The following is a 23,313-nucleotide window of genomic DNA, read 5'->3' as shown; positions in this document are numbered from 1 at the left end:
CATGCACCGGCTGCTCGCAAGACAGATCCGCCAGTCGACGGACGAGTCCGGACAGGTCGACCTGACCAAGCTCTGCGAGCTCGTCGGTGCGGCCTACGAGGAGGGCGATCGTGATCGCCGCCGCACCGACCGTGCGATGAAGCTGATGATCGAGGAACTCGAACAGACGCACAAGCGCGCCGAACAGGATCTGCTGCGGGCGCGCGAATTCCTCGACAGCATCATCGAGAACATCCCGATCGCGGTGTTTGCCAAGGATGCGAAGGATTCCCGCTACGTCCTGCTCAATCGCGCCGGCGAAGAGTATTACGGAATGCCGCGCGAGGCGATGCTGGGCAAGACTCCGCAGCAGATCTTTCCGGACCATATCGCCCGCGTCGTCAACGAGCAGGATCGCCGCGTCGTCGACAGCGGCGCGCCGATGTTCCTGGAGGGGCATCTGCTCGAGGTCGGCGTGAAGGGCCGCGATCGTCTCGTCAATTCGCGCAAGCTGCTGGTCAGGGACGGCAGCGGCGCGCCGCAATACCTGGTCGGCGTGATCGAGGACGTCACCGAGAGGATCACCAACGAGGCGCGGATCAGCCATCTTGCGCATCATGATGCGTTGACCGACCTGCCGAACCGCAGCGCCTTCAACGCCGTCCTCGGCGAACGGCTGGAGCGGGCGCAGGAGGCGGCGACCAGTTTTGCCGTGCTCAGCCTCGATCTCGACCGCTTCAAGGAAGTCAACGACGTGTTCGGCCACCCCGTCGGCGATCTGCTGATGCGGGCGGCGGCGGACCGGCTTGCCGAGGAAGCCGACGGCGCCTTCGTCGCCCGTATCGGCGGCGACGAGTTCATGATCCTGATGCCCGACGACATCAGCCGCGATGACGTTCTGGCGCTCGCCGAACGCCTGGTCGAGACCATCGGCCAGGAGCTGGAGGTCGACGACTATCTCTCCCATGTCGGCCTCAGCGTCGGCATCGCGTTTTATCCGGACGACGGCGTGAATGCCGCCACGCTGCTCGCCAACGCCGACTCGGCGCTCTACCGTGCCAAGCGCGAGGGCAGGGGCCGGGTGCGCTTCTTCGAATCCGAGATGGACCAGGAGCTGCGCGACCGCAGGCTGTTGCAGCACGACCTGCGACTGGCGCTGGAGCAGAACCAGTTCCTGGTCTACTTCCAGCCGCAGGCGCGGGTGGATGGCGAGGTCATCGGCTTCGAGGCTCTGCTGCGCTGGAACCATCCGACGCGCGGCTTCGTGCCGCCGGACCAGTTCATTCCGCTCGCCGAGGAGAACGGGCTGATCGTCCAGATCGGCGAATGGGTCTTGCGCGAAGCGTGCCGCGAGGCGGCTTCCTGGCCGCGGCCGCTGCAAGTGGCCGTCAACCTGTCGCCGATCCAGTTCCAGGCCGGCGATCTCGAACGTTCGATCCACCAGATCCTGCTGGAGACGGGGCTGACGCCGACGCGGCTTGAGGTCGAGATCACCGAGGGCGTGCTGATCGGCGATTTCACCCGCGCGCTCAATCTGCTGCGGCGGCTGAAGGCGCTCGGCATCCGCATCGCGATGGACGATTTCGGCACCGGCTATTCCTCGCTGTCCTATCTCCAGTCGTTCCCGTTCGACAAGATCAAGATCGATCGCAGCTTCATCTCCAATCTCGAGGCGACGCCGCAATCGGCCGAGATCGTCCGCGCGGTCCTGAGTCTCGCGCACGCCCTGCGTATCCCGGTCATTGCCGAGGGGGTGGAGACGGAAGCGCAGCGTGCCTTCCTGGCGCGGGAGGCCTGCGAGGAGATGCAGGGCTATCTGGTCGGTCGGCCCGCCCTGATTGAGCGCTATCTTGACCTGGTCGGCGTGACCGTGGAGCGCCGGCTCTACGCCTAGCCTTCGGGTCCAAGGCGCGGTTCATTTGGAACTTTGGCCCGGACATATATTTCCTAGCAGCGAGCCGAGGCTAGGCGCAGCAAATCTTTTGCACAACCGCCATCGGCCTGACGCAAATCGGGGCAATAAGCCCAGTGAATGCGAGGGAGGGTCTCATGGAGAACGTACGTCGCTACCGGGCGCTGGCGTCCCTCTGTCGTCAGCAGGCGGCCTACCGGCCGCTTCAGAACTGGGAACTCCTCGGCCAGGCCGAACATTTCGAATATCTCGCCGAGGTCGAGCTCAAGGCGCATTTCGACGCGTGCAATGTGCAGCACGACGAGGGCGACGCCGTACCCGCGACGTGGGAGACCCCGGTCGCGGCGTGATGGCGCCGGGCCGGCCCGGCTCAATGCGACATCAGCGTCGGGACCGTCATGGCCTGCAGCATGGCGCGGGTGACGCCGCCGAGAACGCGCTCCTGCAACCGCGAATGGCCGTAGCCGCCCATCACCAGGAGATCGAGGCCCTCGTCGGCCGCCAGCGACAGGATGGTCGGCTGGATGTCGGCGCGCGTCGCCGACAGGCCGACCGTGCGGGTCGACAGTCCGCGCCGGCCGAGATGTCTTGCCAGACCGTTCGCTGAAGCTTCCTCGGAGACCGCATCGGCCTCGTTGATGGTGATGATCACGATCTCATCGGCGCGCGCCAGGAACGGTGCGGCATCGTGCACGGCGCGGGCCGCGAGGCGGCTGCCGTCCCAGCAGATGCCGATCCGGTTCGCCTTGAAAGCTCCATGGAAGGTGTAGGGCAGGAACAGCACCGGGCCGCCGGCCTGGAACAGGATCTCGCGCGGCACGTCGTTGTCGAACGAGCCCTGCGCCGGATCTGGCTGAAGCACGACGCTGAGGTCGTGCAACCGTGCCATCTCGCCGAGCGAGCCGGCCGCGTCCACCGGGATCGCGCCCAGCGCGCGGCAGCCGTAGGAGATGCCGGCGTTCGCCGCTTCGATGCCAAACACCGCAAGCGCGGCCTCGGCCCGCTCCACCGCGCGCTCGCGTTCCAGTTCGAACACGGCCGCCACCGCGGCGCCGCCCTCCATCACGTAAGCCGCACTGGTCGCGACATAGCCGATCGCGACTGCGTCGAGATGGGCGTTGAACCGCGCCGCGAGCGAAATCGAGCCTTCGATCGCGCAGCGCATGGGGCGTTCGGTGGGGATATGGACGAGAATGTCTTTGTACATGGCGCGCCTCCGATGAACATCATCCGGTGGCCGCATTTTTTCACTGTCCGAAGGACCCGCGTTGAGCTGCATCAAATGCGCAGGGGACGACTTTCCCGGGGGCCCGCGCATTCTTTGCGAAGATTTAATCGGATGGACGGGACGTCGTAAGGTGACGATGGCCATGTTGGAAGCAAGGCGACACCTTATCCAACATGGACATTTCGACATGAACGATCGCGTCAATTCCGACACCACGTCCCGCAAGATCCTGAGGCCGCGCCGGCTTGCGCTGCTCGGCACCGTGGCCGCGCTCGGCGTGGCCGTGCTGGCGGCTGCTCCCGGCTCTTCGCCGTTCGGTCCGAGCTCCTTCATTACCCCGGCCCAGGCCGCCGAATCCGCCGCGACGCCGCCGGGCTTTGGTGACCTCGTCAGTAAGGTCAAACCCGCCGTCATCTCGGTGCGGGTCAAGATCGACCAGGACAACGACAAGAGCGCGATGCTGCAGCAGAACCGGATGGATCAGGACGAGGACACCCCGTTCGACCAGTTCTCGCGGCAGTTCGGCTTCCGTGGCCCGGGCGGCATGAACGGCATGCCGCGCCAGCGCCATCAGATGATCACGGGCGAAGGCTCCGGCTTCTTCATCTCCGCCGACGGCTATGCCGTGACCAACAACCACGTCGTCGACCACGCCGAGTCGGTGCAGGTGACCATGGATGACGGCACGAGCTACACCGCCAAGGTCGTCGGCACCGATCCGAAGACCGATCTCGCGCTGATCAAGGTCGACGGCAAGAAGGACTTCCCGTTCGTCAAATTCTCCGACCAGAAGCCGCGCATCGGCGACTGGGTGGTCGCGGTCGGCAACCCCTTCGGCCTCGGCGGCACCGTGACTGCCGGCATCGTCTCGGCCAGTGGCCGCGACATCGGCAACGGCCCCTATGACGACTTCATCCAGATCGATGCGCCCATCAACAAGGGCAATTCCGGCGGCCCGGCCTTCGACATGAGCGGCAACGTGATCGGCGTGAACACTGCGATCTTCTCGCCCTCCGGCGGCTCGGTCGGCATCGGCTTCGACATTCCGGCCTCGACCGCAAAGCTCGTCGTCGCGCAGCTGAAGGACAAGGGCGCGGTGACCCGTGGCTGGCTCGGCGTGCAAGTGCAGCCGGTCACCGCCGAGATTGCCGACAGCCTCGGACTGAAGGAGGCGCGCGGTGCGATCGTCGACAATCCGCAGGATGGCAGCCCGGCGGCCAAGGCCGGCATCGAGGCGGGCGATGTCATCACCGCCGTCAACGGCACCGCGATCAAGGACTCCCGCGACCTCGCCCGCACGATCGCGACTCTTGCGCCTGGCAGCTCAGTGAAGCTCGACGTCTTCCACAAAGGCGACAGCAAAACGGTGACGCTCGCGCTCGGCGAACTGCCGAACGAACGGCAGGCCAAGGCCGATGTTGGCAAGGACCAGCCGGGATCCGGCACGCCGCGCCTCGGTCTTGCTTTGGCTCCGGCCGGTGACGTCCAGGGCGCTGGCCAGAAGGGCGTTGTCGTCACCGAAGTCGATCCGCAAGGGCCGGCGGCGCAGCGCGGCATCCAGACCGGCGACGTCATCCTCAACGTCGGCGGCAAGGCCGTCGCCAATGTCGGCGATGTCCGTTCCGAGTTGGCGCAGGCCAAATCGTCCGGCAAGCGCAGCGTGTTGTTGCAGGTCAGAAGCGCGCAGGCGACCCGCTTCGTCGCGGTACCACTCGCCTGAGGCGAACGCCGATCGGCATGGATCAAGAAAGGCGGCCCTCGCGGCCGCCTTTTTCGTTCGCCTTCAGGACTCCCGGGAGGCGATCGATAACATTCTCGTTAACGGCAGCGACGATGACGCGGTTCGTCCGAAAAAGCCGTGTTCGCTCATCAAAGTTCCGACTCGTGCAGGTCGCCGGCGGCAACGATGCCACCGGGACCAGTTGCAAGCGTGGAACTTCGAACTTGCCGCCGGTTTCCGGAACTGGCCGCTGGTTCGCATTTGATCGGTGCCGACATGGATCGATTGAAGCTCTCGCTGAGGAGGGCGCTACTCGTGGCGCCATTCGTGCTCTGGGGCGGAAACGCTCTCGGGCGGGACGACGGCCGCTACGCGGACTCACCCCTGAAGCCATGGTTCGACAGCCTGCGCAGCCACCTTGGTCCGTGCTGTTCGGATGCGGATGGTTTTGCCGTCGCCGATCCCGACTGGGAGTCGCATAACGGGCATTATCGCGTGCGTCTCGACGGCGAGTGGATCGAGGTGCCGGACGAAGCCGTCATCACCGAGCCGAACCGCGCCGGCCGCACCATGGTGTGGCCGGTGAAGACCGCGTTCGGCGTTTCGATCCGCTGCTTCATGCCGGGCAGCATGATCTGACACAGGCCAACGTCAGCGCTTGCTGGATTTGCGCTTCGACGATTTCTTGGTTGTCCTCTTCTTGGTCGTCCTCTTCTTGGACGTCTTCTTGGACGTCTTCTTGGAGGTCTTCTTGGCGGCCTTCTTCGGGACCTTCTTCCCCTTCTTGCGTGCCTTCGACAGTCCGATCGCGATCGCCTGCTTGCGACTCTTCACACGTCCGCCACGGCCTTTGCGACCGCTCTTGGCGGTGCCCTTCTTGTAGCGGCGCATCTCGCTCTCGACATCGCTGCCGGCGCTGCGCGAGTAGCTGCGCTTCTTTGCCTTGCGTGCCATGCATGTTCTCCCTTGGCCGGGGAGAACCATTCGACACGGGCATGGTTCCGAAGGACGCGGACAGTGTTCCAGGCGCAGCCTAGAAGGAATTCGCCAGCTCGATCTCGGCTTCCAGCACCTGGATACGACGTGCGGCCTCGCTGAAGGACAGATCGCGCGCATATTGCGCGGGCTGATACGCTTCTTCGCTCAGCCGTTTCAACCTCAGCCCCTGCGTCCGTGTCATCTGCTCGGCGAGGAAAACCCTGGCGTCGTATTTGCCCTGAACCTGCATGTCGCTTCTCCGTCCTGAAATCGTGACTTGACTATATGTTCTTATTTTGTTCTAACAAGCCATGGACAACAGAATTAATGAAATTCGACGTAAAATCAGCGCCTTGAGGGTTGAGATGGCCGGCGTCGAGGCCTCCGTGCGCGATCTCATCAACGGCGACCGCGATTGCGTCCAGCAAGCCCTGGCGCAGATGGATTTGCGCCGGAAGGTCAATTTGCTGATCGGCGAATGGAAGGCTGCCGGCGGCGGCGATGTCCTGCCTGACGTTCGCGACCGGGTGCGCCTTCGTCTCGTGAAGACAGCCGTCGGTCCTGAGCGCGCGAGCACGCGGCGCTGAAACCTTTTGGGGGGCGCCGTGGAGGAGGACCCGGACACTTACCGGATCTTGAGGTTGCGCGCCGAGATTCTCGAATTAGGCTCGGCCATCCGGCAATTGCAGCGTGCGGGGCTCGACGATGCTGCGGCCCAACTTCTGATCGGACGCAAGCGGGCGCAGCTCGTGAAGACGAATGCTGCGAGCCGCCCGCTCAACTCTGAAACGCGTCGCCCGTAACCAGCTGACGCCGGCGCTCGACGATGTGGCGCTCGATTGCCGATCCCGCATCAAGAAAAAAAGCCCCACGTCGCCGCGGGGCTTTTGATGTCATGGTCGGCCTGAGCTCACTTGGTATTGCTCATGCCCTTGCTGCTCTTGTTCGTCATGGTGCCGCCCTGGTCCGAGCCGGGACCGGAGCCGCCCTGGCCGGAAGGATCCGCGCCCTTCGAGGCCTTGGTGTTGGCGCCCGTGGTCTGCGAGGACGACATCGATGATCCGTGTTTGGCCTTGTGCGACTTGGCCTGTGCGGCGAGCGGCGCGGCGGCGAGGCCGGTGGCCAACATTGCGGTGAGAACGAGTTTTGCCGTTGTCATGCGGGGAACTCCCTGAGTTAAATTGACGCAGGCAGCCAACCGCCATTTGCCGAAGGAGTTCCCGACAAACGCATCTGCCGGGCCGCCCGCACGCTTCAAGATTGCTTGTCCTCTGCGAGGATGAACACGACGCCGGTGAGTGTCGCGCCGATCGCGAATGTCGTCACCAATGTCAGGGCGAAGATGATTGCGGCCTGGCTTCCGCCGTGATCGAGCAGCTTGGCGACGGCGGGATTGGACAGGATCAGCGTGAGGCTGAAGGCGAGGCCGAGGGCTGCGCCCATCATCGCATGCGTCATCAGCTTGATGAGGCCGGTGGGAGAGATCAGGTCCGACGACTTTTTTGCGCGCATGGGAACCGCATCCCGAACTGACATGCAAACGCGGGCCATATTCGCCGGTTCCAAACGCATGAAGGAATTGTCATCACCGGCTTCATCCGACGTTCATGCCGGGCCTGCGAGGATGAGCGTCAGCAAAACGGGAACATTCGATATGGGTAAGGTAGTCTTTCTTTACCGCTCACTGGCCTATCGCAACGCGGCTGCGGACATGCTGCGCAAGGCCCGCAAACTGCCGCGCGGTGCGGAGCGAAGTGCGGCCCGCCGCTACGCGAGGGCGCTACGCGACCTCGCTCAGACGGAAGCCTGGCTCGAAGGACGCCTCGCCGAGGAAGCGCGGCCGCCGCGGCAAACCAGGATGGCGGCGTCGGGCTAAAGCATGATCCGGAAAAGTGCGCAGCGGTTTTCCGAAAAGATCATGCTCAAACAACAAACCAAAGCGCGATGACGCTTCATCCTGATCGCATCGCGCTTTAGCCCGAGGCGCGTTGCAATTCGGCTGAGCTGGGGGCGTCGAATTTTCCGGGGGCGGCCGTCGCCGTCTTGCGTGTCAGCGGCACCTTGAGGCGGCACAACAGTCCTTCGGCTCGCCAATCGAATTGCGCCTGTCCACCGAGCTGGGACTCGACGCTCGCAAGCAGGCTCCGCGTGCCGAAGCCGCGCGATTTCGGCGTCATGACGAGCGGACCGCCGGATTCCTCCCAGCTCAGCGTCAGCAGCTGGTCCTCGACCTGCCAGCCGATCGTGAGCCGTCCCGACCTGGTCGAGAGTGCGCCATACTTGGCCGAGTTGGTGAAGAGCTCGTGCAGCGCGAGCGCCAGCGTCTGGGCCGTCGCCGGCAGCAACTGGACCTCCGGACCCGCCAATATGATCTGGCCGCCGAGCGAATAGGGCGCAAGCTCCTCGTCGATCAGCTTGGAGAGCTCCGCGCCCTGCCAGCTCGACAGCGACAGGATGGTGTGCACGCGCGCCAGCGCATTGATGCGTCCTTCGACGGCGCTGACATAGGCCTTGACCTCGTCGGCGCGGGTGAGGCGGACGATCGACTGCGCCAGCGCCAGAGCATTCTTGGCGCGGTGATCGACTTCCCGCGCCAGCAAATTCTGCCGTTCCTCGGCTCGCTTGCGTTCGGTGATGTCCACGGTGACACCGCTCACGCGCACGACGCGACCGCTGTCGTCGACCGTCGCGGCCGCCGTGCCGACGCACCAGCGCACCTCGCCGTCGGGCCGCACAATGCGGAACTCGGTCTCATAGGCACGCGTGCCCTTGTTGAATTCGGCGATCGCCTTGCGCAACTGATCGACGTCGTCGGGATGCAACAGCGCCTGGACGTTGGCCGGATTGACCTCGAAGCTCTCCGGGCCGACGCCAAAGATGCGATATTGCCCCTCGTCCCACATCCAGTCGCCGCTGATCCAGTCCCAATCCCAGGAACCCATCTTGCCGGCCGCGATGGCCATGCTGCGCCGCTGCTCGCTTTCGCGCAGCTTCGCGGTGGAGTTCTCCAGTTCCGCCGTGCGTGCGCGGACGCGATCCTCGAGCTCCTGATTCAGCCGTTCCAGCTCGCGGGTCTTGCGGTAGAGCTCGGCAAACACCTTGATCTTGGCGCGCAGCACCTCCGGCACGACCGGGACCGGCACGTAGTCGACCGCCCCCATCTCGTAGCCGCGCAGCCGGTCGATGTCGCTGACCTGGATGGCGGAGATGAAGATCATCGCGGTCTTCTGGAAGCGCGGATGCTCGCGGATCATCGCGGCAAGCTCGAAGCCGTCGAGCTCGGGCATGCAGACGTCGACCAGGATCACCGCGATCTCGGTCTTGAGCAGCACCTCCAGCGCCTCGCGTCCGGACGAAGCGACCACGAGGTTCTCGCCGAGTTCCTTCAGGATCACCTCATAGGCGAGCAGCTTGGCCGGCTGGTCGTCGACGAGGAGGATGTTGACCTTTTCGTGGTCCATTCGCGGATCCAAACTCATCGGTGCAGCCACATGCGGATCGCAAGCAGCAATTGATCGGTGTTGACGGGTTTGGCGAGATAGTCGGACGCGCCGGCCTCCAGGCATTTTTCCCGGTCACCCTTCATCGCCTTGGCGGTCAGCGCGATGATCGGAAGGCGGGCGAAGGCCTGGTTTTCGCGAATGACGCCGATGGTCTGGTAGCCATCCATCTGCGGCATCATGATGTCCATCAGAACGATGGCGATCTCAGGATTGGATTCGACCAGGGTGACGGCTTCACGGCCGGTCGTGGCGGTCAGCACCTTCATGCCGCGCCGTTCCAGCACGCTCGACAGCGCGAAGATGTTGCGGGCGTCGTCGTCGACGAGCAGCGCGGTCTTGCCGATCAAATCCTCGTCGGAACTGTTCAGCTTCTCCAGCATGCGCTGCTTCTCGACCGGAAGCTCCGTGATCACGCGGTGCAGGAACAATGCGGTCTCGTCGAGCAGGCGCTCCGGCGATTCCACGCCCTTGACCACGATGCTGCGCGCCATGGTGTGGAGTTCCGCATCCTCCTCCGCCGAAAGCTCGCGGCCGGTGAAGACGACGACCGGGACGTTGGACAGCGCCTCGTCGTTGCGGATCTGGTCCAGCACCTCGAAACCGCTCATGTCGGGCAGCCTGAGGTCGAGCACCACGCAATCGCAGGGCGCCTCCCGCAGCGTCGAGAGCGCGCCGGCGCCGGTGTCCGTCGTCACGATCTCGATGTCGTCGTGGTGCAGCAGCTCGCGGATCGAAAGCTGCTCCGCCTCGTTGTCCTCGACGATCAGGAGCCGCTTGCGCCGCGGCCGTGCATACTCCTTGATCTGCGTCAGCGCGGCCGAGACGCCCTCGGTCGTCGTCGGCTTGTTGACGAAGGAGAACGCGCCACGCGCCAGCGCATGCTGGCGGTCCTCGTCGAGCGTGATGATCTGCACGGGGATGTGGCGGGTCAGCGGATTGTGCTTGAGCTGGCTCAGCACGGTCCAGCCGAGCATATCGGGCAGGAACACGTCGAGCGAGACTGCTCTCGGCTGGTATTGCTTGGCAAGCTCCAGCGCCTCCGCACCGCGGGCGGCGACCAGGACCTTGAATCCCTTGTCGCGCGCGAGGTCGACCAGTACACGCGCGTAATGCGGGTCGTCCTCGACGATCAGAAGGATGCTGTCGCCAGGCTCGAGGTTGAGCCGGTCGTCGGGAAGCTGCTCGATGACGCGCTGCTGCTCCGGCGCGGCGGCGGGCTGCAGCGCAGGCGGCTGATTGTTTTGCTGCGGCGCGGGTGCGGCGCGCGGTGCGAGCGTCGGGCCGGAATATTTGAGCGGCAGATACAGCGTGAACGACGAGCCTTTGCCCGGCGAGCTGCGCAGATGAATTTCGCCGCCGAGCAGGCTTGCCAATTCGCGACTGATCGCAAGCCCAAGGCCGGTGCCGCCATATTTCCGGCTGGTGCCGGCATCGGCCTGCTGGAACGCCTCGAAGATCAGCTTCTGTTTCTCCACGGGAATGCCGATGCCGGTGTCGGACACTTCGAGCGCGATCACCGCCGGCGCGGAATTCAGCACCGGATGATCGGTTCCCCAGCCGCTGACCGCGGCGGTGACATTCAGGCGCACCTCGCCTTCGGCGGTGAACTTGAAAGCGTTGGAGAGCAGGTTTTTCAGGACCTGTTGCAGGCGCTTGGAGTCGGTGACGATGCTGCGTGGGAGGTTCGGATCGACGTCGATCTTGAACGAGAGATTGCGGTTGTCCGCCTCGTGCCGGAACGGCCGTCCGACGGTCTCCAGCAGGTTCGCGGTGAGGATTTCCTCGGCGTCGACCGTCACCGTGCCGGATTCGATCTTGGATAGATCCAGGATGTCGCTGATGAGATTGAGCAGATCGGTGCCGGCGCCGTGGATGGTGCGGGCGAATTCGACCTGTTTGGCCGAGAGGTTGCCGTCCGGATTGTCGGTGAGCTGCTGCCCCAGGATCAGGATCGAGTTCAGCGGCGTGCGCAGCTCGTGGCTCATATTGGCGAGGAATTCGGACTTGTACTTCGAGGTCAGCGCAAGCTCGGTCGCCTTTTCCTCCAGCGCGCGGCGGGCCTGCTCGATCTCCTGGTTCTTGCGTTCGACCTCGACGTTGCGCTCGGCGAGCTGCTGCGCCTTCTGCTCGAGCTGGTCGTTGGTCTGCTGCAATTCGCGCTGCTGGGTCTGGAGCTCGCCGGCAAGCTGCTGCGACTGCTTGAGCAGGCCTTCGGTCTGCATCGTCGCTTCGATCGAATTGAGCACGATGCCGATGGAGTCGGTGAGCTGCTCCAGGAAGGTCATCTGCGAGGTCGTGAAGGAGACGAGCGAGGCGAGCTCGATCACGGCCTTGACCTGGCCCTCGAACAGCACCGGCAGCACGACGAGGTTCTTCGGTGCGACGCGGAACAGCGCCGAGTTGATCGGCACCACGTCGGACGGAATGTCGGCGACCACGCGCGGCCGCTTGTCGAGCGCGCACTGGCCGATCAGGCCGTCGCCGAACTGCAGCACGCGCTGATACGGATAGATGCCGTCGCTGGCGTAGGAGGCGAGCAGCAGGAGCTGCGGATTGTCCTCGCTCTCGATCTGGTAGATCACGCCGGTATGGGCGTTCACCAGCGGCGACAGCTCGGTGAGCAAGAGCCGGCCGACGGTGGTGAGGTCGCGCTGGCCCTGCAGCATGTTGGTGAATTTGGCGAGGTTGGTCTTCAGCCAGTCCTGCTCGGTGTTCACGTCCGTCGTGAGACGGAGATTCGTGATCATCGTGTTGATGTTGTCTTTCAGCTCGGCGACTTCGCCGCGGGCATCGACCTGGATCGATCGCGTCAGGTCGCCCTTGGTGACGGCGGTCGCGACTTCGGCGATCGCGCGCACCTGCGAGGTGAGGTTGGCCGCCAGGAGGTTCACGTTGCCGGTGAGGTCCTTCCAGGTGCCGGCCGCGCCCGGCACGTTGGCCTGACCGCCGAGCCGGCCTTCGACGCCGACCTCGCGTGCCACCGACGTCACCTGGTCGGCGAAGGTGGCGAGCGTCTCGGTCATGTTGTTGATGGTGTCGGCGAGCGCAGCGACCTCGCCCTTCGATTTCACGGTGAGGTTCTGCTTGAGGTCGCCATTGGCGACCGCGGTCACCACCTTGACGATGCCGCGCACCTGCTCGGTCAGGTTTGCCGCCATGAAGTTGACGGTGTCGGTGAGATCCTTCCAGGTGCCGGCGACACCGGGCACCTGCGCCTGGCCGCCGAGCTTGCCCTCGGTGCCGACCTCGCGCGCCACGCGCGTGACTTCGCCGGCGAAGGCGTTGAGCTGGTCCACCATGGTGTTGATGGTGTTCTTCAGCTCGAGGATTTCGCCCTTCACGTCGACGGTGATCTTGCGCGACAGGTCGCCGCGCGCGACCGCCGTGGTCACTTCGGCGATGTTGCGGACCTGGGTGGTGAGGTTCGCGGCCAAGAGGTTGACGTTGTCGGTCAGATCCTTCCAGGTGCCGCCGACGCCGGGCACGACGGCCTGACCGCCGAGCCGGCCCTCGGTGCCGACCTCGCGGGCGACGCGCGTCACTTCGGCGGCGAAGGAGCGCAGCTGCTCGACCATGGTGTTCAAGGTGTCCTTGAGCAGCAGGATCTCGCCGCGCACGTCCACCGTGATCTTCTTCGACAGGTCGCCGCCTGCGATCGCGGTCGCGACCTCGGCGATGTTGCGGACCTGGGCCGTCAGGTTCGAGGCCATGAAGTTGACGTTGTCGGTGAGGTCCTTCCAGGTGCCGGCGACGCCGGGCACCTCGGCCTGTCCCCCGAGCTTGCCTTCGGTGCCGACCTCGCGCGCCACGCGCGTCACTTCGCCGGCGAAGCCGTTGAGCTGATCGACCATCGTATTGATGGTGTTCTTGAGCTCGAGGATTTCGCCCTTCACGTCGACGGTGATCTTGCGCGACAAGTCGCCGCGCGCGACGGCGGTGGTCACTTCGGCGATGTTGCGGACCTGGGCGGTGAGGTTGCCCGCCATCGAGTTCACGCTGTCGGTGAGATCCTTCCAGGTGCCGGCGACGCCCGGCACGTTGGCCTGACCGCCGAGGCGGCCTTCGGTGCCGACCTCGCGCGCCACGCGCGTCACCTCGCCCGCGAAGCGGTTGAGCTGGTCGACCATCGTGTTCAGCGTGTCCTTGAGCTGCAGGATCTCGCCGCGCACGTCCACGGTGATCTTGCGCGACAGGTCGCCGCCCGCGATCGCGGTCGCGACCTCGGCGATGTTGCGGACCTGGGCGGTGAGGTTGCCCGCCATCGAGTTCACGGAGTCGGTCAAGTCCTTCCAGGTGCCGGCGACGCCGGGCACGCCGGCCTGGCCGCCGAGCTTGCCGTCGGTGCCGACCTCGCGGGCGACGCGCGTGACTTCGCCGGCGAAGGCGTTGAGCTGGTCGACCATGGTGTTGAGCGTTTCCTTCAGCTGAAGGATTTCGCCCGACACGTTCACTGTGATCTTCTTCGACAGATCGCCCTTGGCGACCGCGGTCGCGACCTCGGCGATGTTGCGGACCTGGCCGGTGAGGTTCGAGGCCATCGAGTTGACGCTGTCGGTGAGGTCCTTCCAGGTGCCGCCGACGCCGCGCACGACGGCCTGGCCGCCGAGCTTGCCTTCGGTGCCGACCTCGCGCGCGACGCGCGTGACTTCGCCGGCGAAGGCGTTGAGCTGGTCCACCATGGTGTTGATGGTGTCCTTCAGCTCCAGGATCTCGCCGCGCACGTCCACCGTGATCTTCTTCGACAGATCGCCGCCGGCGACCGCGGTGGTCACCTCGGCGATGTTGCGAACCTGCGCGGTCAGGTTCGACGCCATCGAGTTGACGCTCTCGGTGAGGTCCTTCCAGGTGCCGGCGACGCCGAGCACGTTGGCCTGGCCGCCGAGCCGGCCCTCGGTGCCGACTTCGCGCGCCACGCGGGTCACTTCGCCGGCAAACGCGTTGAGCTGGTCGACCATGGTGTTGAGCGTCTCCTTCAGCTGAAGGATTTCGCCCGAGACGTTCACCGTGATCTTCTTCGAGAGGTCGCCGCTCGCGATGGCGGTGGCGACGTCGGCGATGTTGCGGACCTGCGCCGTCAGGTTCGAGGCCATGAAGTTGACGTTGTCGGTGAGATCCTTCCATGTGCCGGCGACGCCAGGCACCTGCGCCTGTCCGCCAAGCTTGCCTTCGGTGCCGACCTCGCGCGCGACGCGCGTCACTTCCGAGGCGAACGAGTTGAGCTGGTCCACCATGGTGTTGATGGTGTCCTTCAGCTCCAGGATCTCGCCGCGCACGTCCACCGTGATCTTGCGCGACAGGTCGCCGCGCGCCACGGCGGTGGTGACGTTGGCGATGTTGCGCACCTGTGCGGTCAGGTTGCCGCACATCGCGTTGACGGAGTCGGTGAGGTCCTTCCAGGTGCCGGCGACGCCGGGCACGATCGCCTGGCCGCCCAGCTTGCCGTCGGTACCGACCTCGCGCGCCACGCGCGTCACTTCGGAGGCGAAGGAGCGGAGCTGGTCCACCATCGTGTTGATGGCTTCCTTGAGCTGAAGGATCTCGCCGCGGACGTCGACCGTGATCTTCTTGGAGAGGTCGCCGTTGGCGACCGCGATCGTCACCTCGGCGATGTTGCGAACCTGATTGGTCAGGTTGTTCGCCATCGAGTTGACGCTCTCGGTGAGGTCCTTCCAGACGCCGGTCACTTCCGGCACCTGGGCCTGGCCGCCGAGCTTGCCCTCGGTGCCGACCTCGCGCGCCACGCGCGTCACCTCGGAGGTGAACACGCCGAGCTGCTTGATCATGGTGTTGACGATGGTCGCCGACTGCAGGAATTCGCCCCGGAGCGGACGGCCGTCGACGTCGAGCTTGACGGTCTGGAGCAGGTCGCCTTGCGCCACCGCCGCGACCGCACGCGTCACCTCGCGGGTCGGCCACAGCAGGTCGTCGATCAGCGTGTTGACGGAGCCTTCCATGTCGGCCCAGGAGCCGCTGGCGAGGCCGAACTTCACGCGCTGGCGCGTTTTGCCTTCGCGGCCGACCACCTGGCCGACCAGCTCGAGCTGCTGCGCCATGCGCTGGTTGGCGGCGATGATTTCATTAAAAGTGTCGGCGATCTTGCCGTCGATGCCGAGATAGTCGCCGCTCATGCGGACGGAGAAATCGCCGCTGCGCATGGCCTGCAGGGCGAGCAGCAATTCGGCCCGGGAATCCGGATCCGATACACCGTTGGGCTTTGGCTTTGGGACGCGACGACCGGACCGTGATGCAGATCCGGGATCGAGGTCGCTCATACTGATTCCCCCGCAGGTGTCGGCCGAATCTATGGCCAGACGCGATTGGTCAACATAGAGCGTCAGCCAAATTCGAAATCAAGCGCCAACCTTGCGGCGCCAGCAAATGGAACCTGCTTTGCTCAGCCCGGCAAATATAACCACGATCCGCCGAATTGGTTCCATCCGAATTCGAAAAGGGCTGGCGTCCGCGATCCTGCGGCCCGCTCGTTCGTCCCCGCCACCCTTCGGAACGAGCGCCAACCCTCGCGGTTAGCCCGCAAAGACATGGAGAACGGATATGAAAGCAGGACTTGCCGCGATCGTCGTCGTGCTGTTTGCCGGGTCGGCCTTGGCGCAGGGCGGAGCGCCCAGCGGCCGCGGGGCGGTGACCGGCGATCCCGCCGCGAGCTCCGCCAGCCCGAGGGCGGATACTCCGACGACGGGGGCGGCGACCCGGTCGAACCCGAGCGGCAGCGGCACCTCGTCTTCGGGCGGCAAGGACGACAATGGCGATGCGGGCCGGGACCGGATGCCGGAGAGCGACCGCACCGTGCGACCGCAGAGCCAGCAACATCATCCGAACGACAAATAAATAGAGGGGGCTACTTGTCCGCCATGGTGCGCCCGGCGTCCTTGACCTGTGCGCGCAGCATCGGGAGCTGCTCGCGCGCAAACGTTGCGAGCGCCGCGTTATCGGGCGCCTTCAAATAGCGTTCGAGCAGGTCAATGGCCGATTCATATTCGGGAATCTGCGAGGCATAGAAGCTTCGGACGTAAGTCGGTCCGTCGGACGTTTCGGGCTCGACCAGGCCCGCGCTGACCGACGTCGTCTTGCCGATGCGCGGCTCCGCGCCGATCGCCTCCTGGATCTGCTTCAGCGCCTTGTCGCGCTTGGCCGCTTCCTCTGCACGCAAGGCGGCGAGGTTCTTGACCTCGGCGTTGCCCTTCAGATCGGTGCTCTCCAGGAGGCCCTGCTGGAAGCGGCTGAAATCATAGAGGCCGCTGATGACGTCGGTTGCGCTCGGAGGGCGGCCGCCAGACTTTCCGTTCACCGGTGCTGTCGGCAAGCGCTGCGGTGCTGATGAATGCCAGGGTGATCGCGACAAGAACTCGCATCGATATCAAACAGCCAATGGCGTGCGGAGTTCCCTGAACATTACGATCCGGCAAGCGGGTTGCGACCCGAGAGTTCCGTCCCCACGTCTTCAATATGAAACAGTCTGACATCTTCAGGGATAATGCCGACAACTGTCTTCAGCTCGCCGAGCGCGCCGAGGGACAACCCGCCCACAAGCGCTTTTCGCGCATGGCGGACGCCTGGACGGCGCTCGCCCACGAGCAGGATTGGCTCGACGGGGAAATTCCGCCTCTCGTAGTCCGTTTCCCTCAAAAGCGGGATGCGTGAGGGCTCTGCTTTTCGTGAATCCGCGTGTGAGACCGCTCACGGAATGCAAGCGACCAATCCAGGATGCTCAGGGGACAGTCGATCGCGTTGGTTTTCGCTTCCAGAAGGAGGTTTTGTGATGGCGCCACGTCTGGCTCTTCTTTCACTCATTCTCGCCTTTGGTGTCTCGGTCGCGTTCGCGACGGTGACGACGGTGCGCCAGGTTCATCTGGGGAATGCGTCGGCTGCGGTCCACGCGGCGCACAGCTAGCGCCTCGCCGGAACATTCGACGCCGCAGTGCGTAAGCGCTTCGACACATAGGAGAGGTGAAAGCACATCATGGCCCATTCCGACCACGGCATCGTCAAGGACAAACGGGCGGAGGAACAGCCGCGCGACAAGCAGCGCGCACAGTCCGTGCACAAGACGGATCCGCAACAGACGGGTTCGAAAGGCTCGCCGTCGCGGGAGGCGACGCGCGATCCCAAGCTCAACGACAACAGCAAGACGCCGGGCTCCGGCATGACGCCGGACGATTCCGGCGACGCGCCGAGCGGCTAGACGCAACGGATCAGCGCGAGGAACGAATCCTCGCACGACGAGTCGACAGGTTGCTCCCGGTTGTCATGCCCCCGGTGCGCCGGAAGCAATCTCCAAGACGGCCCTGGCACGCCCCGTGCCGGGGTCGTTTGCTTATGAACGGCTCCTGTGGGTCAGCCCCCGGTGCCGTTTTCGGGATCCTCCTGCGTATGCCCGTCGGGCCCGCGGCCGAACACGCCGAAGCTGCTCGACTTCACACCCGCAGTCGCGTCGACGCCGATGGCGGCCAATCCGAACTTGAGCAGTTCGCGGACCGCTGCCGCCCGCGTCGGCATGCGATGTTTGAACCGGAAATCGTCAACGGCGGCCAACTCTTCCGGCGTGAGCATGACCTGTAGGCGCTCGGCGCGAAGGTCGTTCATGGTCGATCACACAAATTGAGCAGGTTGAGTAGGTTACTCAACGAACCAACTTGGCGGGAGTTCCACAAGAGTCGAGAAAGACGCCAAATGAGTAAGAAAATACAACAAAATCAATGATTTATTATTGAAACGACTCCGGCGGTGGCGCATTCTCATGGAAAGGGAGAGAAGCCATGACGGACGAAGTCAGGTTGCCTCGCAAGCTTTCCGAAGAGCCGGAAGCCCCCAAGCCGGTGCGTCCCAGCCACCAGAAGGTCATCGAACAAGTCGAGCGCTGGGCCAACAGCCCGGGACTGCAGCCACCGAGGACGGAAGATGCGAAGACGATCTGAGCCACATACATTCGAACAGCGTCTCGGGGCGCAGAAGCTGCGGCTCGAGCATGAACTGTCGGGCCTGCCGGACGGCCGCCAGCGCGAAATTGTTCTTGCGCGCATCGATCAGCTTCAGACGGCCGCCGAGATGTACGGCTTTCTGATGCTACGGGAAGAGGTCGCGGCCCCTCGCTGATGGCCCCATGCGTTCGGTCTGCACGGTCCTCGAGGTGATGCGAAGCTTTCGCCGCAGCCACCAAGCCGACACCGACACGGCCGCCCATACCAGGATGGCGGTGACGAATGCGCCGATCACGGTTGTCGAAACCACGAGATAAAAGACTGCAGCGAACGCTGCGAGACCGATGCTCCCAAGGCCGGCCCCGGCAGCATCGAGCGCTGCGGCCTGCTGCCCGCGTCTGTCTCCGCTGAGGCCGGCCTTTTCCTTGGCGCGGCGCTCATGGCTTTCGATCAGCGTTGCGCTGGCGCAGAAGATGGCGGGGAGCGCGAGGAAGAGGCCGCCCACGGAGACGCCGAAACCTGCGGTCACGGCTCCCGCGAGGACCGTCGCCAGTCCGCCGAGCAGAAAGCGGATACCGTACTCGTACCACCGAGTCTGTTTCAGCGCCGATGCAGACATCTTGACCAGCATCAGGCAGCACCTCCGAAACCCGCGAGCAGAGCGAAGGCGACGACGAGCCATGCGGCAAAAGCGAGAATGGTGGCTGGCAGTGCGGAGAAATGAAACCTCATCAGGAGATGGCAGACGACGATGCTGTAGCAGCCGAGTGCGATGGCACCATAGATCATCGTCCAGCTTTCGGCGGCGACATATTGCGGGCCGTGCTGGACGACGGCGATGCTGAGGGTGGCCAGAGCGACCGACGGCGCCGCGCCGAGCAGGCCAGCAAAGCTCTTCGGCCGCAGCATGTCGCCCAGGATCGAGAAGGCAGAGACGATCAGGCCGCCGGCGATGAAGCGCAGGAGATATTCGGTCATGGCCGTGTCCGTGAGGCCTTGGGCCGCTGCTTCGCCAGCGTGAACGGCCTGAACAGTCGCTCAACGGCGACGCCGAGCGTGAAACCGGCCACCACATCGCTGGCCCAATGCGCCAGCACCACGATGCGCGTCAACGACAGCGCCACGGCAACGAAGCGGACCGCCTGACGCCGGGCAGGCGGCAACAGGTCGGCCGCCGAGGCGAGGGCGCCCATGTGCACGGCGTGACCGGAGGGAAATGCGTCGCGTGATCGCCCCGAGAAGGGCACGCCGCGCCAATGGCCCGTGACCGTCAGCCGGTCCGGCCTGGTCTGATCGAACACGGATTTGAGGACATGCGGCAGCACGGCTGTCGCCAGCGAGACCATGAGAATGTGATCTGCAACGCGACGCTGCTGCGGTTGCCGCAGCCGGGTGTAGAGCCATCCCGCGGCGGCCAGCGCGATGAGCACATGCTCGTCGGCTCCCCAGGTCAATGTCTGGGCGGCATGCTCGAGGCCGGAGTTGGTGTGGTGCGCGATCTCGTTCGCGATCGCCGTATCGATCCGGGTGGGTTTGACTGTTACGAGCGCCATCGGTTCGCAGGCGAGATGTTCTTCATGACAAATTTGTAAAGCCCGGAATCAACGAAGGTTCCTGAGTTCGGCCGCGTCGGCACCAGGCCCGCGGGGCGCCGGCCACGCCGGCGCCCTCGTTCGAGGTTTACTTCGCCTGGCCGACGCTCGGCGCCTTGCCGAGCTCCTTGGCCATGTCGAGATGGTGCTTGAGCGCCGGCAGAGTCTTGCCGGCCCAATCCTTCAGCGCGGAATTGTCGCCGCCCTTGGCGTAGCGCTCGAACAGCGACACGGCATCCTCATGGGCGCTCACCTGGTAGGAATTGTAGTCCGAGCTGAAGTCCTTGCCATTCGCGCTCTTGAGCTTGTCGAGCTTGCTCTGGTGCGAGCTGTCGAGCGCCGTCGGAAGGGTCGCCTGCACCTTGCCGTCACCGACGAGACCCTTGAGCTCGGTGCTGGTCTTGGTGTGGTCGGTCACCATCTGCTGCGCGAAGCTCTTCTCCTGCGCGTTGCCCTTTTGCGTAGCGAGCTTGCTCGACTCGATCTCGAACATGTCGCTGATGGCGGCCTGCTTGACGAAGTCGGCAGTCGTTGGCGCGACACCGAGCGCCGAATTGACGCCGGTTTTCTCGCCAAGAGATTGGGCGAGCGCGGGCCCTGCGACAAGCAGGCAGGCAAGGGCGATGATGGTGCGTTTCATGGTTCGGTCCCTCCGAGTGGGCGCGCGGCCTCTTGCCGCGCGATATTGCGCCGATCAACACGTCGTATGCGCCGAGGTTCCTAACGACTAATCCGCCGGATTCCGCCCGGTGCGCGGATTGATGGGATCGGTCGGCTTGCGTCGCAGCCGCTCGGGGAGAAACGGCTCGGCGGCGACGGCCGTGGCTTCGGCACGCACATCGGCATGGCGCTGCGCGCGCTCGTGCGGAGTCTTGTTGTCGTTGAAATGGTACGTTACATCGACGCCATCGACGGGATCGTTGACGCCGTGCTGGATGTCGCGAAAGTCGCTCATGGTTGACCTCATTGCTTTCCGGGCAGGATCGTTTCGAGCACCTGCCGCGCTGCTCCCTTGATCATCCCGCTCTCGTTCGGATCGCCCTTCAAGAGGGCGAGCGAGAAGTTCTTGGCCTGCTGAAGCGTGATATGCGGCGGCAGCGGCGGCACTTCGGGATCGGTCTTCACCTCCAGCACGACGGGCATCTCGCTTGCCAGCGCCTGCTCCCAGGCCGAGCCGAGCAGCTGTGGGGTGTCGACGAAGATGCCGCGCAGGCCGATGAGCTCGGCGAAGCGTGAATAGGAGACGTCGGGAATGCGCTGCGAGGCTTCGAATTTGGGATCGCCGTTGATGATGCGCTGCTCCCAGGTCACCTGGTTGAGGTCCTCGTTGTTGAAGACGCAGACGACGAAGCGCGGGTCGCGCCAGGAGCGCCAATATTTCGCGGCGGTGATCAATTCGGCCATGTTGTTCATCTGCATCGCGCCGTCGCCGACCAGCGCGATCACCGGACGGTCCGGATGGGCGTATTTGGCGGCGAGCGCATAGGGTACTGCGGCGCCCATCGAGGCGAGGCCGCCGGAGAGCGAGGCCGTCATGCCGCGGCGCATCTTCAGGTCGCGGGCGAACCAATTGGCGCAAGAGCCGGAATCGCTGGTGATGATCGCACGGTCGGGCAGGCGCGGGGACAATTCCCAGGCGACGAGCTGCGGATTGACGGGCGCCGCCGGCTGATGTGCCCGGCCATCCAGCGTCTTCCACCATGTCGCGACGTCAGCTTCGATACTTTGGCGCCAGGTCCCGTCGCTCTTGGGCTTCAGCCGCGGCAACAGAGCGCGCAGCGTCTCGGCGGCATCGCCCACGAGGCCGACCTCCATGGGAAAGCGGATCGACATCATGCCGGCGTCGATGTCGATCTGCACGCCGCGGGCCGCGCCTTCCTTCGGCAGGAACTCGGCATAGGGGAAGGCAGAGCCGACCATCAGCAGCGTGTCGCACTCCATCATCATGTTGTAGCTGGGCTCGGTGCCGAGCAGGCCGATCGAGCCGGTGACCCATGGCAGGTCGTCGGGCAGTGCTGCCTTGCCGAGCAGCGCCTTGGCGCAGCCGGCCGAGAGCCGGTCAGCGACGGCGATCACCTCGTCGGTGGCGCCAAGTGCGCCGGCGCCGACGAGCATCGCGACCTTCTTGCCGGCATTCAGCACTTCCGCGGCGCGATCGAGATCGGCCTCACGCGGCATGATGCTGGGCGCGCTATAACCAATGCCGGAATGCAGCGTGCCGTGTGCACGTGGCGGGCTCTCGTAAGGCTCTTCCTGCAGGTCGTTGGGCAGGATGATCACGGTCGGGGTCCGCCGCGCCAGCGCGATCCGCACGGCTCGGTCGATCAAGTGTCGCACTTGCGCAGGCGAGGATGCCTGCATGACGTAGGCACCGGCGACGTCCTTGAACATCGAGAGAAGGTCGATCTCCTGCTGATAGTGCCCGCCGAGAGCGTTGCGGGCCTGCTGGCCGACAATCGCCAGCACCGGCTGGTGATCGAGCAGCGCATCGTAGAGCCCGGTGATGAGATGCGAGGCACCCGGGCCCGAGGTCGCGATGCAGACGCCGAGCTGCCCTGAGAATTTTGCGTAGGCGCTGGCCATGAATGCCGCCATCTCCTCGTGCCGTGCCTGCACGAAGCCGATCTCGCCTTCCTTGCCTTGGGCCCGGTTCATCGCGCCGAACACGCCGTTGATGCCGTCGCCGGGATAGCCAAAGATGTGCCGCACGCCCCATTGATGCAGACGCTGGACGATGAAGTCGGAGACGGTCTGGGACATCGCGCGTGGCTCTCGGTTGTGCGTGAAGTTCAGAGAACGGCTCCTTCCCTGCGATGTTCCTGGTCCACTTCCGGGAACATCGGCGCCGGAACGATCGCTTGCTCATCCGGTTGATTCACATTGGCTGAGTGGAGGATTGAGATGCTGAATCAAGGCGAGCTGGGCCGCAGCGAGATGGGACGGCTGATCGGCAGCGACAAGGTCGAGGGAACGTCGGTCTACGGCGCCGACCGCAACCGAATCGGTTCGATCGAACGCGTGATGATCGACAAGGTCAGCGGCAGGGTGTCCTACGCCGTGCTTGGCTTCGGCGGATTCCTGGGCCTCGGCAACGACCACTACCCGTTGCCCTGGCAGTCGCTGAAATACGACACGGAGCTTGGCGGGTACGTCACCGGCATCACCACCAAGGAACTGGAAGGGGCGCCGAAATATGGCGAACGAAGCGATTGGAACTGGGGTGATGATGCCGCGGTGCGCGGCATCAACTCCTATTACGGTGTTCCCTTCGCTTGACGTTCACGGAAAGGGAGATCGATGAGCAAGGAACGGCCTAACGACGATCCCCGGCAGCAGAACGACTGGGGTTCGCACCGGCAGACGGACAAGCCCTGGAAGGGCAATCCGGAGAAGGAGCAGGGATCGGACGAGGAGAAGCCCGATCTCGAGAAATGGCACGAGACGAAGACGCACTGAGACAGGCGG

29 protein-coding genes and 1 pseudogene are annotated in these 23,313 nt (G+C 64.7%); 15 read left to right on the top strand and 15 right to left on the bottom strand.

The genetic code is table 11. From position 1 onward, the window contains the following. Position 1: 1 nt before the first annotated feature. On the top strand, positions 2 to 1,873 hold the full coding sequence (locus XI03_RS20050; protein ID WP_271593040.1) for a putative bifunctional diguanylate cyclase/phosphodiesterase: 1,872 nt from the start codon (positions 2 to 4) through the stop codon (positions 1,871 to 1,873). A gap of 155 nt (positions 1,874 to 2,028) precedes the next feature. Then, positions 2,029 to 2,241: a hypothetical protein gene (locus XI03_RS20045; RefSeq protein WP_038951145.1), complete on the top strand. Its 213-nt coding sequence runs from the start codon at positions 2,029 to 2,031 to the stop codon at positions 2,239 to 2,241. Positions 2,242 to 2,261: 20 nt separating this feature from the next. On the opposite strand, the gene XI03_RS20040 is transcribed toward XI03_RS20045, so the two are convergent. Continuing rightward, the gene (locus tag XI03_RS20040; protein WP_271593010.1) at positions 2,262 to 3,098 is read right to left on the bottom strand and encodes a universal stress protein; all 837 of its coding nucleotides are present in this window, start codon (positions 3,096 to 3,098) and stop codon (positions 2,262 to 2,264) included. 208 nt (positions 3,099 to 3,306) lie between these two features. Here XI03_RS20040 and XI03_RS20035 point away from each other — a divergent pair, with 208 nt between their 5' ends. Further along, entirely contained in the window at positions 3,307 to 4,839 is a 1,533-nt protein-coding gene (locus tag XI03_RS20035; RefSeq protein ID WP_212476655.1) for a Do family serine endopeptidase, read from the top strand. Positions 4,840 to 5,115: 276 nt separating this feature from the next. Then, positions 5,116 to 5,478 (top strand): hypothetical protein, encoded by a 363-nt coding sequence (locus XI03_RS20030; RefSeq protein WP_028144056.1) that lies wholly within the window; start codon positions 5,116 to 5,118, stop codon positions 5,476 to 5,478. A 12-nt stretch (positions 5,479 to 5,490) separates the two neighbouring features. Here XI03_RS20030 and XI03_RS20025 read toward each other — a convergent pair whose 3' ends face one another. Next, complete coding sequence (locus tag XI03_RS20025; RefSeq protein WP_028144055.1) at positions 5,491 to 5,793, bottom strand: DUF6496 domain-containing protein; 303 nt, start codon at positions 5,791 to 5,793, stop codon at positions 5,491 to 5,493. A gap of 79 nt (positions 5,794 to 5,872) precedes the next feature. After that, the gene (locus tag XI03_RS20020; protein WP_018321749.1) at positions 5,873 to 6,067 is read right to left on the bottom strand and encodes a DUF3072 domain-containing protein; all 195 of its coding nucleotides are present in this window, start codon (positions 6,065 to 6,067) and stop codon (positions 5,873 to 5,875) included. 115 nt (positions 6,068 to 6,182) lie between these two features. On the opposite strand from XI03_RS20020, the gene XI03_RS20015 reads away from it, so the two are divergent. Together XI03_RS20015 and XI03_RS20010 are read left to right on the top strand one after the other, a co-directional pair. After that, on the top strand, positions 6,183 to 6,404 hold the full coding sequence (locus XI03_RS20015; protein WP_095426964.1) for a hypothetical protein: 222 nt from the start codon (positions 6,183 to 6,185) through the stop codon (positions 6,402 to 6,404). An 18-nt stretch (positions 6,405 to 6,422) separates the two neighbouring features. Beyond that, positions 6,423 to 6,620 (top strand): hypothetical protein, encoded by a 198-nt coding sequence (locus XI03_RS20010; protein WP_271593009.1) that lies wholly within the window; start codon positions 6,423 to 6,425, stop codon positions 6,618 to 6,620. A gap of 107 nt (positions 6,621 to 6,727) precedes the next feature. Here the strand turns inward: XI03_RS20010 and XI03_RS20005 are convergent, their stop codons facing one another. Further along, positions 6,728 to 6,976 (bottom strand): hypothetical protein, encoded by a 249-nt coding sequence (locus XI03_RS20005; protein ID WP_038972655.1) that lies wholly within the window; start codon positions 6,974 to 6,976, stop codon positions 6,728 to 6,730. Between the two features lie 95 nt (positions 6,977 to 7,071). Next, entirely contained in the window at positions 7,072 to 7,329 is a 258-nt protein-coding gene (locus XI03_RS20000; RefSeq protein WP_028144050.1) for a hypothetical protein, read from the bottom strand. Positions 7,330 to 7,471: 142 nt separating this feature from the next. Here XI03_RS20000 and XI03_RS19995 point away from each other — a divergent pair, with 142 nt between their 5' ends. Further along, positions 7,472 to 7,693: a hypothetical protein gene (locus XI03_RS19995; protein ID WP_028144049.1), complete on the top strand. Its 222-nt coding sequence runs from the start codon at positions 7,472 to 7,474 to the stop codon at positions 7,691 to 7,693. A 97-nt stretch (positions 7,694 to 7,790) separates the two neighbouring features. Here the strand turns inward: XI03_RS19995 and XI03_RS19990 are convergent, their stop codons facing one another. Both XI03_RS19990 and XI03_RS19985 read right to left on the bottom strand, forming a co-directional pair. After that, positions 7,791 to 9,278: an HWE histidine kinase domain-containing protein gene (locus tag XI03_RS19990; RefSeq protein WP_028144048.1), complete on the bottom strand. Its 1,488-nt coding sequence runs from the start codon at positions 9,276 to 9,278 to the stop codon at positions 7,791 to 7,793. A 14-nt stretch (positions 9,279 to 9,292) separates the two neighbouring features. Next, positions 9,293 to 15,592, bottom strand: coding sequence for a HAMP domain-containing protein (locus tag XI03_RS19985; RefSeq protein WP_271593008.1), 6,300 nt, complete (start codon positions 15,590 to 15,592; stop codon positions 9,293 to 9,295). Positions 15,593 to 15,872: 280 nt separating this feature from the next. Between XI03_RS19985 and XI03_RS19980 the strand changes: the two genes are divergently transcribed. Beyond that, positions 15,873 to 16,166, top strand: a complete 294-nt coding sequence (locus XI03_RS19980) for a hypothetical protein (RefSeq protein WP_028144046.1) — start codon at positions 15,873 to 15,875, stop codon at positions 16,164 to 16,166. 10 nt (positions 16,167 to 16,176) lie between these two features. On the opposite strand, the pseudogene XI03_RS19975 reads toward XI03_RS19980, so the two are convergent. Then, a pseudogene (locus tag XI03_RS19975) lies at positions 16,177 to 16,690 on the bottom strand (DUF4142 domain-containing protein). Positions 16,691 to 16,784: 94 nt separating this feature from the next. Here XI03_RS19975 and XI03_RS19970 point away from each other — a divergent pair. The 3 genes from XI03_RS19970 to XI03_RS19960 all read left to right on the top strand — a co-directional run bounded on the left by XI03_RS19970 (position 16,785) and on the right by XI03_RS19960 (position 17,520). Beyond that, on the top strand, positions 16,785 to 16,979 hold the full coding sequence (locus XI03_RS19970) for a hypothetical protein (protein WP_028144044.1): 195 nt from the start codon (positions 16,785 to 16,787) through the stop codon (positions 16,977 to 16,979). Between the two features lie 118 nt (positions 16,980 to 17,097). After that, positions 17,098 to 17,229 carry a hypothetical protein gene (locus XI03_RS19965; RefSeq protein ID WP_256379439.1) on the top strand — a complete coding sequence of 44 codons (132 nt, stop codon included), beginning with the start codon at positions 17,098 to 17,100 and terminating at the stop codon, positions 17,227 to 17,229. A gap of 69 nt (positions 17,230 to 17,298) precedes the next feature. Next, the gene (locus XI03_RS19960) at positions 17,299 to 17,520 is read left to right on the top strand and encodes a hypothetical protein (protein WP_271593007.1); all 222 of its coding nucleotides are present in this window, start codon (positions 17,299 to 17,301) and stop codon (positions 17,518 to 17,520) included. Between the two features lie 152 nt (positions 17,521 to 17,672). On the opposite strand, the gene XI03_RS19955 is transcribed toward XI03_RS19960, so the two are convergent. Next, positions 17,673 to 17,921, bottom strand: coding sequence for a hypothetical protein (locus tag XI03_RS19955; RefSeq protein WP_271593006.1), 249 nt, complete (start codon positions 17,919 to 17,921; stop codon positions 17,673 to 17,675). 173 nt (positions 17,922 to 18,094) lie between these two features. Here XI03_RS19955 and XI03_RS19950 point away from each other — a divergent pair, with 173 nt between their 5' ends. Next, positions 18,095 to 18,253: a hypothetical protein gene (locus tag XI03_RS19950; RefSeq protein ID WP_018321736.1), complete on the top strand. Its 159-nt coding sequence runs from the start codon at positions 18,095 to 18,097 to the stop codon at positions 18,251 to 18,253. Then, positions 18,237 to 18,431 carry a hypothetical protein gene (locus XI03_RS19945; protein ID WP_049824255.1) on the top strand — a complete coding sequence of 65 codons (195 nt, stop codon included), beginning with the start codon at positions 18,237 to 18,239 and terminating at the stop codon, positions 18,429 to 18,431. The genes XI03_RS19950 and XI03_RS19945 overlap by 17 nt, the downstream gene beginning before the upstream one ends. Here the strand turns inward: XI03_RS19945 and XI03_RS19940 are convergent. From XI03_RS19940 to XI03_RS19915, 6 genes are all read right to left on the bottom strand, one after another. Beyond that, positions 18,402 to 18,887: a hypothetical protein gene (locus tag XI03_RS19940; protein WP_271593005.1), complete on the bottom strand. Its 486-nt coding sequence runs from the start codon at positions 18,885 to 18,887 to the stop codon at positions 18,402 to 18,404. The genes XI03_RS19945 and XI03_RS19940 overlap by 30 nt on opposite strands. Next, complete coding sequence (locus XI03_RS19935; RefSeq protein WP_028144041.1) at positions 18,887 to 19,234, bottom strand: DUF3147 family protein; 348 nt, start codon at positions 19,232 to 19,234, stop codon at positions 18,887 to 18,889. Before XI03_RS19935 ends, XI03_RS19940 begins: the two co-directional genes overlap by 1 nt. Beyond that, entirely contained in the window at positions 19,231 to 19,809 is a 579-nt protein-coding gene (locus tag XI03_RS19930; protein WP_271593004.1) for a phosphatase PAP2 family protein, read from the bottom strand. Before XI03_RS19930 ends, XI03_RS19935 begins: the two co-directional genes overlap by 4 nt. 127 nt (positions 19,810 to 19,936) lie before the next feature. Further along, positions 19,937 to 20,488: a DUF4142 domain-containing protein gene (locus XI03_RS19925; protein ID WP_271593003.1), complete on the bottom strand. Its 552-nt coding sequence runs from the start codon at positions 20,486 to 20,488 to the stop codon at positions 19,937 to 19,939. A gap of 87 nt (positions 20,489 to 20,575) precedes the next feature. Further along, positions 20,576 to 20,803 (bottom strand): hypothetical protein, encoded by a 228-nt coding sequence (locus tag XI03_RS19920; protein ID WP_271593002.1) that lies wholly within the window; start codon positions 20,801 to 20,803, stop codon positions 20,576 to 20,578. An 8-nt stretch (positions 20,804 to 20,811) separates the two neighbouring features. Continuing rightward, positions 20,812 to 22,608 carry a thiamine pyrophosphate-requiring protein gene (locus tag XI03_RS19915; protein ID WP_271593001.1) on the bottom strand — a complete coding sequence of 599 codons (1,797 nt, stop codon included), beginning with the start codon at positions 22,606 to 22,608 and terminating at the stop codon, positions 20,812 to 20,814. A 141-nt stretch (positions 22,609 to 22,749) separates the two neighbouring features. On the opposite strand from XI03_RS19915, the gene XI03_RS19910 reads away from it, so the two are divergent. Further along, positions 22,750 to 23,124: a PRC-barrel domain-containing protein gene (locus XI03_RS19910; protein ID WP_028144036.1), complete on the top strand. Its 375-nt coding sequence runs from the start codon at positions 22,750 to 22,752 to the stop codon at positions 23,122 to 23,124. 21 nt (positions 23,125 to 23,145) lie between these two features. After that, positions 23,146 to 23,304 carry a hypothetical protein gene (locus XI03_RS19905; protein ID WP_018321727.1) on the top strand — a complete coding sequence of 53 codons (159 nt, stop codon included), beginning with the start codon at positions 23,146 to 23,148 and terminating at the stop codon, positions 23,302 to 23,304. Positions 23,305 to 23,313 lie beyond the last annotated feature (9 nt).

Source organism: Bradyrhizobium sp. CCBAU 65884, from assembly GCF_028128835.1.
Lineage (GTDB): Bacteria > Pseudomonadota > Alphaproteobacteria > Rhizobiales > Xanthobacteraceae > Bradyrhizobium > Bradyrhizobium ottawaense.
Note: the sequence above shows the minus strand (reverse complement) of the source record. Positions and strands in the feature narration are given on the sequence as shown.